Below are 12010 nucleotides of genomic sequence, written 5' to 3'. Positions count from 1 at the left end.
CCTCTCGGTGGCGGGACTGGCCCGCACCAGGCTGGCCAAGTCCGTGCACGACGCCGGATGGTCATCCTTCATCAGCATGCTGGAGTACAAAGCCGTCCGGTACGGCCGCATCCTGGTCAAGATCGGCCGGTTCGCACCGACCTCCCAGACCTGCCACGCCTGCGGCACCGTCGACGGGCCCAAACCCCTCAACGTCCGGGAATGGACCTGTAGCGCCTGCGGCACCGTCCACGACCGGGACACCAACGCCGCGATCAACATCAAACAGGCCGCCGGACTGGCGGTATCAGCCTGCGGAGCGCCGGTAAGATCAGGAGCAATCCCGGCACAGCGCGAAGAAACAGGAAGCCACGGAATCCCCACCGGAAACCGTGCCGCATAGCGGCACAGCAACCGGTCAGGAAGGCCAGAATCCCCGGGCTTCAGCCCGAGGTGCAAGTCAATCGTAGCTATTGCTGTCTGGCGTTGGTGCCGGTTCAAATGCTGCTGTCAGTCCGTGGCGGCGGGTAGTCCGGCGAGTCGCCGCACGGCAGAGAGCCCGTCTTCTGTGCCGGGCCAATGGCTGTCCAGGGCGTCAGTTCCGGCATGGCGAACGACGGAGCGTAGGACGACGGCGACGACGATGACGTCGTCGGCGTACCCGAGGACGGGGATGAAGTCCGGCACAAGGTCGAAAGGCAGCGCCAGGTAGCCCAGCAACAGCCACAGCTGGATACGTATCCGCTGAGGCAGAGCCCGGTCGCGGGCGAGACGGGGGATGAGTCGCAGCAGGTCGGGCAGCAGCCGGATCGACTCGACCAGCAGGTTCCCGCGCGGACGGACAAGCGCCAGGCAGACAAGGACGAGCAGCCACAGCATGAGCAGTCCGCCGATCACGGACAGCACGAAGGGCCACCAGGTGTTCATGCTCGGAATTCTCCCACGGCTGAAGGTTGGGCGTTTCTTATCGGTTTCCTGGCTGCTCTCTGGCTTCTTGCTTGAGTGCCTGATTCTAGGGTCGTTGACGTCCCCGAAACGGCCCGGACCTCCGGTGTTCTGCTGCTGTCCGGCCGTCTGTACGTCCCCGACCTCTTGGAGAACCTCGACATGAACGCTCCCCAGCGCGCCCTGGCCGCCGCTGCGATCACCGCCGCCCTGCTGGCCGGACTGGCCGCCTGCGGCGGCTCGGACTCCGGTGATTCCGCTTCGTCCTCGAACAGCGCTGCGGCCGGCCAGGCTGCGGACGGCAGTGCGCAGGCCGAGGGTGAGGAGAGCGGCGACCCGGTGGAGACCCCGTTGACCGGTGAAGTCAAGCAGAAGGCGGAGGCCGCGGCGGTGGCAGCCTTCCCCGGAACGGTGGTCAAGTCCGAGGAGGACGCCGAGAACCCCGGTATGTACGCGGTGGAGATCAAGAAGGCTGACGGCAGCGAGGTGGAGGTCTACCTCGACCCAAAGACCTACAAGGTCGTCAAGACCAAGGACGAGGCCGGCGACGACGACTGACCCGCCTCACGGCGGGCCCGGCTCCGTCGGCCGCGGAGCAGGTGCCCGCAGCCGACGAGCTCGGCTGTCTTCGTTGAGCGGATGCGTCCCCGAACGCGTAACAGAGACTGTCCGGACGACCGGGACGGGCTGGTGTGATCATGACCGCTCAGCAGTGGGGGTGTGAGCCTGACGCCATGAAGGTGCTGCTCATCGAAGACGACGAACGGATCGCCGGCCCACTGGCCGAGGGCCTGGCCCGCTACGGGTACACCGTGGAGCGGGCGCGCACCGGCTCGGCGGCGCTGGCCGCGCCTGAGCCGGAGATGGTGCTGCTCGACCTGGGCCTGCCGGACATGGACGGCCTCGATGTCTGCCGTGCCCTGCGTCGGCGCTCGGACGTACCGATCATCATGATCACCGCCCGGGGCGAGGAGATCGATCGGGTCCTGGGCCTCGAGCTGGGTGCCGACGACTATATGGCCAAGCCATTCGGCGTCCGCGAACTGGTCGCCCGCATCCGCGCCGTCACCCGCCGCATCCGCCCACAGGCCATGACAGGCGTCGGCACCTCCGGCGGCGCGGCCGACCCGGGCCGCCCCGTCCCCACGCCCGCCCCCGATCCCGCGCCGGCGGACGCACCGCAGGCGGTGGGACCGCTGGTCATCGACCGCCGCACCCGCCAGGTCCGCCTCCACGGCGTCCCCCTCACCCTGGCCCCGAAAGAGTTCGACCTGCTGGCCTACCTCGCTCTGGACCCGGGCGCGGTCTGCTCGCGCCAGCAGATCGTCGACCAGGTGTGGGATCCACACTTCTTCGGCCCCACCAAGACGCTGGACGTGCACGTGGCCGCCCTGCGCCGCAAACTGGGCGATCCCGCCTGGGTCGAGAACGTCCGCCGGGTCGGCTTCCGCCTCCACGCCCCTGAGGCCGCAGCACCGCCTCACAGCGCAAGACAGGAGGCACGGACATGACCCGGCGTCTGTTGGCCAGCTATCTCGGACTCGTCCTGCTCGTCCTGCTCGGTCTGGAGATCCCTTTCGGTCTCCTGTTCGCCCGCGCTGAAACGTCCCGCCTGTCCAACAGCATCGAACGGGACGCCGGAATGCTGGCCGAACTCGCCGAGGAACACATTGAGGAGGGCAGAACCGACCAACTGCCCGAGCTGGCAGCCGACTACGCGGAGCGGACGGGAGCCCGGCTGGTCGTCGTGGACCGCACTGGAGCCGTCCTGACCGACTCCGCCTCCACCACCCCCGTCGGCACCGACCTGTCCGCACAGCCTGACATCGCCACCGCCCTGCGCAACCAGACCACCCTCGGCATCGGGCCCGACGCGGACAGCGGCATCGGGACCCGCTACGTCACCGTCCCCGGCTCCTCCGGCGAGACCATCCGCGGCGCCCTGCGCCTCAGCTATTCCACCGACGTCCTGGACGGCCGGGTCCGCGACATCTGGCTCACCCTCGCCCTGACCGGCCTGGGCGTCCTGGCAGCCACGACACTGATCGCCCTGGCGCTGGCCCGCTGGATCATCCGCCCCGTCCGTGCCCTGGAACGAGCCACCACCCAGCTAGCCGACGGCACCCTCACCAACCCGCCCGCCACCGACCTCGGTCCGCCCGAACTACGCCGTCTGGCCGCCTCTTTCACCCACACCGCGACCCGTCTGCAACACCTCCTCGCCTCTCAGCGCGCCTTCGCCGCCGAAGCCTCCCACCAGCTCAAAACCCCCCTGACGGCGTTGCGGATCCGGCTGGAGAACTTCGAGCCCCACCTCGACCCGGCCGCCCACGACAGCCTGGACGAAGCAATCGGTGAGACCGAACGCCTCGGACGCATGATCCAGGGGCTGCTTTCCCTGGCCCGCCTCGAATCCGCCGCCACCACCCCGGAAGCCGTCGACCTCGGCACCGTCGTCGCTGACCGGGCCGCCACTTGGGCTCCCTTCGCCGCCGAACACGACGTTCGTATCGCCACCACCGGGCGACCGGTCGGCCAGGTGTGGGCCATCCCCGGCGCGCTGGAACAGATCATCGACAACCTGCTAGCCAACGCCCTTCGCGTCTCACCCCCCGGCGGCACCATCACCCTGGCGGTCCACCACGTGCCCCACGGTATCGAGTTGCACGTCATCGACCAGGGCCCCGGCATGAGCGAAGCAGAACGCCAACGTGCCTTCGACCGCTTTTGGCGCGCCTCCGACACCCACCATGACGGCACCGGTCTCGGCCTGCCCATCGTTCGCCACCTCGTCGACACCTCTGGGGGGACCGTCACCCTCCATCCCGCCCCCGACACCGGCCTCGACGCCCGCGTACGGCTGCGGCCCGTCACAACCCCCCTGGCACGGGACCCTCACGCAGCGGCCGGCGACGTGAGCGCATCTTGGAGCCTCGACCGCTGGCCCCAGACAACCGGACGGCGTTGAAGGTCCTGTATCCACGCACCAGGGCGGGTGGCTTTCCCAGAACCTGTGGCTCATCCTTATCAGGTCGATCACAGGGGACCGTCGACGTCGGTCAACCCCGCCTGCGCCTCGGCCGATCTTCCACTGAGGTCCGCCGCCGAACGCTGCTGTTCGTGCTTGTTGGTGTCAGCCGCTGGTGTCAGTCACCGCACCCAGCCGTGACTAGCACGGCCATTCTCTCGGGCTTGGACGTGTGTCGGGCTCTGTGCTCTCGCCGCCTCAATCCCCGTTTGCCTCCTGATTTGGGCGAACGCTGCCGAGGTCCACCGTCTCGGCGACGATCACGGCAAGGGCGTCTTGGAGTCGGCGGACGGCATCCTCCGCCTCTGTGTATTCCTCAGGCCTGGGGAGGAGAGTGCCAAAGCTGCCGCCATGGTCGGCTGGCATGGCGCGCCAGCGCAGGACCGGTTCGAGGGCGTTGAGAGCGCCGGAGAGAAACCAGGCCAGACGGCCGTGAGTACGTGCGAGGGAGATGGCCAGGACGGCGAGAGTTTCCCGCAGGTGTTCGAGCCGCTTGATCTGCGGCAAGTCCTCTTGGACGTTCGGCGGGCCGACAGCGTCGCGCAGGCCGGCTTCGGTATCAAGGGCGAGTGCGCGGTCGCTCGGGTCCAGTCTCCACACCTGGCCGTGGATCTGCTGTTCAGCTTCCTCGGCCAGCACTGCGACGATCCTGCGCATGTCCATGCAGATCATGTTAGAAGCACGGGCTTGAAACCGTCGCGGCGGCGACGTCACCGTGGCTTCAAATCCCACACCCACCGCAGGCGAAGGGCCCCTGACCAGGAACATCGGTCGGGGGCCTTCGCCGTCGCCGCCTTCACAGTGACGTCTGTAGGAGTGCCGCAGAACGAAGGACGCGTCCCTCCTCCCATGAGGCCAGCATTCCCGGCTTGGCCCGCCGTCGCTTTATAAAAATGCTCGCGCCGCCTTCCGACGATCGCAAACCGCCGTTGCGGGACCCAGCGTGTCTCAGGGGTGCGACAGTTCTTGATCTTTGACCGGTTCATGCCGGCCGGGACCTTCCGAAGAGCACGTCCTCGAGGAAGCTGCCACCTGATCATGAGCGTTTGCGGAGACTACACGGGCCCCGGCCACCGATCCGGCTGAAGCCGCGATCACACCTGGGCCGGCCCGATCACCACCCCTCGACCACGCGCTATAACTGATCGGCTCGGAACACCCCCGGCGCTGTGACCGGTCGTCGGTAGCGTGATTGCCGTGATGGTGGGTTCCGAAGAAACCCGGCTGGTCGTGCTCCGCGGCAACAGCGCCTTCGGGGAAGTCGTCCGTCGCGGCCGGCCTGCGTGAGCGGTTCGGGCGCGGCCTGGCCCTGGTCGGCCAGGACAACCTCCGCCGCATCGTGCTGCGGGAGCGCGACCGGCCGGGAGCGGCGAACATCGGCCTGATCGACCTGACCGCCCGCTATGCCCTGGACGCCGGATTCCATGTCGTGGTCGAAGGCATCCTCTACGCCGACCGCTACGGTGACATGCTTGCGCAACTGCGTGCCGACCACCGCGGCCCGACCCACGGCTACTACCTGGACGTGCCGTTCGGTGAAACCCTCGCCCGCCACGCCACCAAGCCGATCGCAGACGACGTCAACGAGACGCAACTGCGCGACTGGTACCGGGCGCGCGATCTGCTGCCCGACGGTATCGAGACCGTCATCGGCGCCGACAGCGCCCTGCACGAGACCGTCGACCGCATCATGAACGACACCGGCCTGGCCCACCTACCCGCGGTTGACCGCTGAGTCGCGTGGCCCCGCCCCGACCACGAGGCCCACCACGGGTGCGGCCGCGCCGTACCCCACTCCGACCATGAGGTGGGTCGCGTCGCTCTCACCCCCAACCACAGCAAGCAAGCCTGTGCTGTTTGCGCCGGAGATGGATTCCGCTCACGCGGTGCTCGGCTTCGATGTCGACGCGGACCGTGTGGTGCTTCTCGCTGACCCGCGCTTCACGAGGTCGTAGCAGTCCTGGTGGCGTCGCCCTTGTCGTTGCCCGAAGTCCGGAGGGCTGGCGGAGTCGGGAACTACGTAGGCTGCAGCAGTGATTGTCCGATGCGTCAAAATCATCCAGCCTGGGACCTCGACGGTCGTCAGCGAGCATCCGGGCGTGCGGATCGGTGAGGAGTACCCGGTCCTCGAAGTGCTCACTGCCCGGCCGCGGACCCTGTTTCGCCTCCCTGACCGCAGTGCGCGGCGGGACGAGATCGACTCGCCCGGACTGTGGGACGCCGACATGTTCGAGATCGTCTCGGATCGGATGCCGACCTGTTGGGTCACCGGACTGGACGACGGCCGACTGACCCTGGCGCCCCGGGAGTGGCAGCGGCCGGGTTTCTGGGACGACTACTTCGATCATGAGCCGGACGCCGTTGTCGAATACGAACGGCTGAAGGCCCGGATCATCGCGGAGGCATGATCGCCCAACCAAGAGCGGCGACGCCGTCCTCCCCTTGGTCGGTTTCGGCCTGCTGCCTCTTGTCGGCGATGTGCCGCAGGCTCTCCCGCAGACCGGCGACCTCACCTGTCCACTGCCTTCGTTGAGCCTCTCCAAGACGTTGCCGGGTGTTGGCCTCGATCTCCAGCAGCCGGGACTCCTGGGCCAGGTCGAGGCGGAGCATAGGCACTGCTGCAGGCTTCTCTGAACCTGCCGGGTGGGGCCCCTGGACCGCCTCCGGGGACTCGACAGAGTCGGGGTGATGACTGGGGACCGAGACCGTTGGCCGAAAATCGATGAGGAATGCGGTGTCGAGGACGTAACGCTTCTGATTTTGGAGTGGTTGGGCGAGCAGGGTGTGAACGCCATGATCAGGATGGACGCCGAGAGACTGGCTGGCAACGCGCCAACGTGGACGTTCGCCGCCAGCGGTGGCCCGTTGGCGCATGGGATGCGAGCCGACGGCAGGACTGTTCAGCAGTGCATGTCCGTTGCTCTGGCCCGCCCGCGCGACTCCGGTCTGTCGGTTCCGTTCTGATCTTCGTCCGCCTTCATTAAAGCTCGCCTTGAAGAACTCAGTTGAAGCGATCCGATTGCTGGAGGGCAAGGCAGGAGCGGTCGGGCTGCGGTCCAGGTGACGAGTCGGTCGCGGACCGGGCCGGGTGCCAGGTAGCCGACCACGCTTTCCACGCACCCGATTAGACCGACACCCAGGTGAACCCGGCAGTTGCAGCTGTTCGCCGGGGCTGGGTCAACGTCCAGTAGACATCGGGCGGTTGACGCGGGTGCCGGCGGCGGCCGGGTTCGAGCGCCTGGAGCGTGCCGATGAGCGCGCACGATGGTGGGGTCGACCGCGTTGTCCCATGCCCATATGACGCCTGAGTGCGAGCAGTCACCCGTTCGGCCGGACACGTCCTGACCTCGCGCTTTCACGAGCGTGGTTGGCCGACGCTTGACCAAAGAAATGAGGAGTACCGCTGACCTGGCGCGATGGGATTTGTTCAGCGTCTTGGTGCGGTCAGGACCTCAGGTGACGGGGCACATCGAGTCCTCTACGCGTGTGCGGGTGGCCGGTGCCCGGTTCGGGAAAGACTTCTGCCCAAGGTCACCGTTCGTAGCGGTTGGCTAGGGTTCGTGCCGTCTCGGCAATGCGGTTGCGTAGTTCGGCCGGTGCCAGGACCTCGACATCGGCGCCCAGTCGCAGGAACTCTCGGTGAGCGTGGTCGATCGACTCGATGGGCACGCGGGACTCCGTCCATCCCTGACCCGTGGGTGTCACGCCGAGGCGGCGTGCGCCCTCCGCGGTGAGCCGCACTAGGGCCTCCGATGTGTGCAGTCGTGCTCGGAAGTCGGCCAGATAGCCACTCCAGTACCCGCCCAGGTCGAACCCCTCCGGAATGACGAACTCTTCTTCCAGCGGCCGGATTTCGAGGATCTGGTCGACTCGGTAGGTGCGGATCCCGGACGGCCCGTTGGCGACCAGGTACCAGCGGCCGGCCTTGAGGACGAGCCCGTACGGCTCCACCCGTCGCTCGATCTCCTCCGGCGCCCGCCAGCGCCGGTACCGCAGTACCACCTCCCGCCGCGCCCACACCGCGGCGGCGACCGCGGCTAGGTGAGGCACCTGCTCGGCGTCGCCGTACCAGCCGGGTGCGTCGAGCAGGAAGTGTTTCTGGATCCGCTCGGCGTGCTCGCGCAGCTCGGTCGAAAGGGCGGCTCGCAGCTTGAGCTGGGCGGTGGCGAGCGCATCGCCGAGGCCGAGTTCGGCGGCGGTTCCGGGGAGTGCGGCGAGGAACGCGGCCTGCGCCTCTTTCGCGGTCAGCCCGGTGAGCCGGGTCCGGTAGCCGTCGACCAGCCGGTAGCCGCCGGCGTGGCCGGCGGCGCCGTACAGCGGGATACCGGCGGCACCGAGCGCCTCGACGTCCCGGTAAACCGTCCGGACGGAGACCTCGAGTTCGTCGGCCAACTGCCGGGCCGTCATCCGGCCCCGGTTCTGGAGCAGCAGAAGCAGAGTGACCAGCCGACTCGCACGCATGCTGTCAGTATCCACTGACAGCAGATGTCAGCAGACCGGCCCTAGCCTGCGGCGCATGGACGACAACTGGACCATGGACTTCACGCGCACTAGGCAGGCCACCGCATGAGCATCGTTGAATTCCGGCAGTACACCCTGCATCCCGGCGCCCGGGAGACGCTGATCGAGCTGTTCGAGCGCGAGTTCGTGACCGGTCAGCAGGCGGTCGGCATCACCGTCGGTGGCCGGTTCCGCGACCTGGACGACCCGGACCGCTTCGTCTGGCTGCGCGCGTTCCCCGACATGGCGCACCGCCGGCGCGCACTGGAGGCGTTCTACACCGGCCCGGTTTGGCGGGAGCACCGCGAGACCGCCAACGCCACCATGATCGATAGCGACGACGTCCTGTTGCTGCGCGGCCCGGGCTTCACGCCGGAGCCGGGTGCGAGGCAGGTGTCCGCGACTGTCTGCCACCCCACGGACCCGGCCGATTTCGAGGCGTATGCCGCCCGGAACCTGGGCCCGGGCCACGCGCTGCACCGCACGGAGCACGCTGACAACGACTTTCCCCGCTTGCCCGTCCGCACGGGGGAGGACGTCCGGATCTGGTTCGGCCAGGCCGAGCCGGCGCCTTGGCCGACCCGACGGCTGCGGCTGGAGCCAGTGAAGCCTTGGAATTCCTGACCACGCGCTCGTGAAACGTGTTGTCCGGCGGGTGCTCAGGCAAGCGAAAGCGCCTCTGGCCAGCGAGAATGGGGATTTTTTCGTGGTCCCTGTTCTCCCCCTGTCGGAGTCACTTCCCAGGTGAAGCAGCCTATCGGCTCCTACCCGCGTGTCCGCATCGAGAGAGGTGCAACCCACCGGCACGTCTGGAGGCTTTGCCAGGTTCTGTCTCTTTGGTCGGTGTCGGGTCCGGATGAGGATGCCAGCAAGGCATAGCGCGGCCTGGTAAGCAATGGCGAGCTTGTCGGTTCGTGTGGAAAGGCCGCGCCACTGCTTGAGTCAGATCCGTGACGCGGGACCACAACCGAAGCACCTCCGCGTGGGAGTGATTCAGTCCGCGCACCGCGTGACCGTCCGATCGCGAGGTAGGCCGGCTCACCGGCCTGGCCGCCTGCCGCGGGCCCTGGCATCTGATCTGTCTGCTTCGCTTCGAAGTTGTGGCACTGACATCACGCAAAGCCTCGTACGCTGCATCTGGCCCTGGTGTGAACGGCACAACCCCTGAGGCTAACGTGAACGGGTGAATCAGTTCTGGGCGTCGTTGATCGGTGTCGTACTCGGCGGGGGCATGTCCTTCCTGGCACAGCTCATCACCACCCGACAGGCCACCCGTACCGAGGACAAGCGCCAGGTCACGCAGCTTGCAGAGGCCCGCCGCGTCGAACGGCTCGAAGTGATAAGGGAGTTCATCCAGCTCACGCAGCAGGGAATACGCCTCGCCGAGGAACGCTATGAAGCACCCGACTGGTCCTCCGGTCGCACGCCGGAGTGGGCCGCAGCCGAGCGGCTTCTCATCGAACGTCTCTGGATCTGCGAACGGATGATCTTGGTCCTCATCGGTCCAGAGCTGTACCAGGTTGCCTGGAACTACGCGGGCGCGGTGCACCACGTCCTGTGGGAGGACCTCGGCGGCTCCGAAGCCGCATGGGACCACCTGCGCAGCCCCATGAACATCTTCCTCAACGCGGCCCACGAGAAGCTGGGCTGACCGCGTCCCAGAAGCTGTCACGGGCCGTAAACGCTACTACCGGGCCACCCGATCCCTCATCGAACCGGACACGCAGAGAATGGACGGAGCCTTGGGCGGCGTCAAGGTGGCGACGCAGCCTTCCTACGGGCGCTTCCGGCCGAGTCGGAGTGCGCCTCGCGGTAGCGGAGGGACCGGACGCGGTGGAGCGTGGCCAGGTCGTGCAGCATGGCGAGGTGAAGCGGGTTCGGCCGCGTCACCGTCGGGTTGGTGTGATGGGAACAGCAGGGCCGTCGGCGGATCGCGGTTCCCGTCCATGAGCGGGGCGGCTGAAAGGTCACCGGTCTCCTTCGCAACGGCACATCACCGAGGTGACGCTCCGCGACTGCTCCCCAAGATCTGTGCCAGAACCTACACCTGAGGGAAAGCCGAGAAGGCCGATAACCCGGCCAAGGGCCGCCGCCCCGGTCCGCTCGCCCGCCAAGGCCTCAACCTGGCCCATACCGTTCGCGGCCACCCCCTCTCCGCCCGGGCTGGCGTGCCCCCGTCGGATGTCCTGCGGGCTGCGGTCCGCTCGAGCAGGAGCCCTTCTTCGTTCGGAACCCAGGTGTTAATACAGGAGGAGGGGGTATCCGCGCATCGGCGGCGGCCGGATGCGGCTGACTCTGGGGATGTGGGAGGGACATGTGATGGCGTTCATGAGCGCGACGGCTTCGGACCTGCAGTCGGTGGAGCTGCCGGAGATCGCCGATCCCTCCAGCGTGGCGCCGCGCGACGCCCGCGCACTGTCGAAGCTCTTCTTCGGGCAGCTGGCGGTGCTGGAGGAGGGTACGCCCGCCTACAGCTACGCCCGCAACACACTGATCGAGATGAACATGTCCCTGGTCCGCTACGCGGCCGGCCGGTTCCGCAGCCGGGGGCCGGAGGAGATGGAGGACATCGTCCAGGTCGGCATGATCGGCCTGATCAAGGCCATCGACCGGTTCGAGCTCTCGCGGGAGGCGGAGTTCACCTCCTTCGCCATCCCCTACATCGTCGGCGAGATCAAGCGGTTCTTCCGCGACACCACCTGGGCCGTCCACGTGCCCCGCCGCCTGCAGGAGGCCCGCACCCAGCTCGCCAAGGCAAGCGAAGAGCTCAGCAGCCGGCTGGGCCGCACCCCCACCACCAAGGAGCTCTCCGAGCTGATGTCCCTGCCCGAGGAGGAGGTACGCGAGGCCCGTCTGGCTGCCAACGGCTACACCTCCTCTTCTCTGGACGCCGCCGTCAGCGCGAGTGCTGACGGCGAGGCGGTGCTGCAGGACTTCATCGGCGCCGAGGATGCGGCGCTGGGGTTGGTGGAGGATTTCCAAGCCTTGGCTCCACTGATCGCCGACCTCGACGAACGTGATCGGCAGATCATCCACATGCGGTTCGTGGAAGAACTCACACAGGGCCAGATCGGTGAGCGCCTCGGCGTCTCGCAGATGCACGTCTCCCGGCTGCTCTCACGCTGCCTGGCCCGTCTGCGCGACGGCCTGCTCACCACCCGCTGAGCGGGCACGCGCCGACAGCGGTCGCTGACGCGCCCTCGTCTGCTCCCGGATGGGGTGCCGCTTAGCCGGATGTCTCCCAGGCGGTGGTGAACAGCGCGCATTCACACGGAGTGATGTGCGCCCGCCGGCCGGGCGTGTACCGGATCATGTGCGCGCCGGGTGCGTCCGCGTATGCAGCCGCATTCGTCTCCCACCAGCGGTCCAGCGCCCGTACAACGGGACCGGGCAGCAGGCGTGCGGCCATCTCGCGGTCCACCGCGTCCGCACGGTCCTGGCGGCCCCGTCCGTCCTGTCCGTTCACGAGCCGCTCCCTGCCCGACGTGCCGCTGAGCCGGGGGAAGAGGTGGTGGATTCCTTCGGGTCGGACTGCTTCGGTACGCCCCCGCCCGGCAC

The 12010-nt window shown here is 67.8% G+C and carries 13 protein-coding genes and 2 pseudogenes; 9 read left to right on the top strand and 6 right to left on the bottom strand.

Annotated elements, in window-relative coordinates; all coding sequences use genetic code 11:
* Positions 1-382: zinc ribbon domain-containing protein (locus tag ABZ899_RS24815; protein ID WP_361350035.1), on the top strand; the 382-nt coding region annotated here is incomplete at its 5' end.
* Positions 383-489: 107 nt separating this feature from the next.
* Here the strand turns inward: ABZ899_RS24815 and ABZ899_RS24810 are convergent.
* Complete coding sequence (locus ABZ899_RS24810; RefSeq protein WP_361350033.1) at positions 490-906, bottom strand: DUF1232 domain-containing protein; 417 nt, start codon at positions 904-906, stop codon at positions 490-492.
* 75 nt (positions 907-981) lie between these two features.
* On the opposite strand from ABZ899_RS24810, the gene ABZ899_RS24805 reads away from it, so the two are divergent.
* From ABZ899_RS24805 to ABZ899_RS24795, 3 genes are all read left to right on the top strand, one after another.
* Positions 982-1482: a PepSY domain-containing protein gene (locus ABZ899_RS24805; protein ID WP_361350031.1), complete on the top strand. Its 501-nt coding sequence runs from the start codon at positions 982-984 to the stop codon at positions 1480-1482.
* Between the two features lie 176 nt (positions 1483-1658).
* Complete coding sequence (locus ABZ899_RS24800; protein WP_361350029.1) at positions 1659-2435, top strand: response regulator transcription factor; 777 nt, start codon at positions 1659-1661, stop codon at positions 2433-2435.
* Positions 2432-3892 (top strand): HAMP domain-containing sensor histidine kinase, encoded by a 1461-nt coding sequence (locus ABZ899_RS24795; protein ID WP_361350027.1) that lies wholly within the window; start codon positions 2432-2434, stop codon positions 3890-3892. The genes ABZ899_RS24800 and ABZ899_RS24795 overlap by 4 nt, the downstream gene beginning before the upstream one ends.
* Before the next feature lie 258 nt (positions 3893-4150).
* Here the strand turns inward: ABZ899_RS24795 and ABZ899_RS24790 are convergent, their stop codons facing one another.
* Positions 4151-4615, bottom strand: a complete 465-nt coding sequence (locus ABZ899_RS24790; protein WP_361350025.1) for a hypothetical protein — start codon at positions 4613-4615, stop codon at positions 4151-4153.
* 537 nt (positions 4616-5152) lie between these two features.
* Between ABZ899_RS24790 and ABZ899_RS24785 the strand changes: the two are divergent.
* Positions 5153-5687, top strand: a pseudogene (locus ABZ899_RS24785) (AAA family ATPase).
* Positions 5688-6051: 364 nt separating this feature from the next.
* A complete protein-coding gene (locus tag ABZ899_RS24780; RefSeq protein WP_361350023.1) occupies positions 6052-6360 on the top strand; it encodes a hypothetical protein in 309 nt (102 codons plus the stop codon).
* Here ABZ899_RS24780 and ABZ899_RS24775 read toward each other — a convergent pair.
* Positions 6344-6568 carry a hypothetical protein gene (locus ABZ899_RS24775; protein WP_361350021.1) on the bottom strand — a complete coding sequence of 75 codons (225 nt, stop codon included), beginning with the start codon at positions 6566-6568 and terminating at the stop codon, positions 6344-6346. The genes ABZ899_RS24780 and ABZ899_RS24775 overlap by 17 nt on opposite strands.
* A gap of 915 nt (positions 6569-7483) precedes the next feature.
* Positions 7484-8413 (bottom strand): YafY family protein, encoded by a 930-nt coding sequence (locus ABZ899_RS24770; RefSeq protein WP_361350019.1) that lies wholly within the window; start codon positions 8411-8413, stop codon positions 7484-7486.
* Positions 8414-8518: 105 nt separating this feature from the next.
* Between ABZ899_RS24770 and ABZ899_RS24765 the strand changes: the two genes are divergently transcribed.
* Positions 8519-9076 carry an NIPSNAP family protein gene (locus tag ABZ899_RS24765; RefSeq protein WP_361350017.1) on the top strand — a complete coding sequence of 186 codons (558 nt, stop codon included), beginning with the start codon at positions 8519-8521 and terminating at the stop codon, positions 9074-9076.
* 216 nt (positions 9077-9292) lie between these two features.
* Here the strand turns inward: ABZ899_RS24765 and ABZ899_RS24760 are convergent.
* Positions 9293-9394, bottom strand: a pseudogene (locus ABZ899_RS24760) (IS5/IS1182 family transposase); the annotation flags it as partial.
* Positions 9395-9635: 241 nt separating this feature from the next.
* Here ABZ899_RS24760 and ABZ899_RS24755 point away from each other — a divergent pair.
* Together ABZ899_RS24755 and ABZ899_RS24750 are read left to right on the top strand one after the other, a co-directional pair.
* Positions 9636-10103 (top strand): hypothetical protein, encoded by a 468-nt coding sequence (locus ABZ899_RS24755; RefSeq protein ID WP_361350015.1) that lies wholly within the window; start codon positions 9636-9638, stop codon positions 10101-10103.
* Positions 10104-10771: 668 nt separating this feature from the next.
* A complete protein-coding gene (locus ABZ899_RS24750) occupies positions 10772-11617 on the top strand; it encodes an RNA polymerase sigma factor SigF (protein ID WP_361350013.1) in 846 nt (281 codons plus the stop codon).
* 61 nt (positions 11618-11678) lie between these two features.
* Here ABZ899_RS24750 and ABZ899_RS24745 read toward each other — a convergent pair whose 3' ends face one another.
* Positions 11679-11918: a hypothetical protein gene (locus ABZ899_RS24745; protein ID WP_361350011.1), complete on the bottom strand. Its 240-nt coding sequence runs from the start codon at positions 11916-11918 to the stop codon at positions 11679-11681.
* Positions 11919-12010 lie beyond the last annotated feature (92 nt).

Origin of the sequence: Streptomyces sp. NPDC046859 (assembly GCF_040645135.1) — a bacterium.
Classification (GTDB): Bacteria; Actinomycetota; Actinomycetes; order Streptomycetales; family Streptomycetaceae; genus Streptomyces.
The sequence above is the reverse complement of the archived record's forward strand: the minus strand, read 5'-3'. Positions and strand labels throughout refer to the sequence as shown.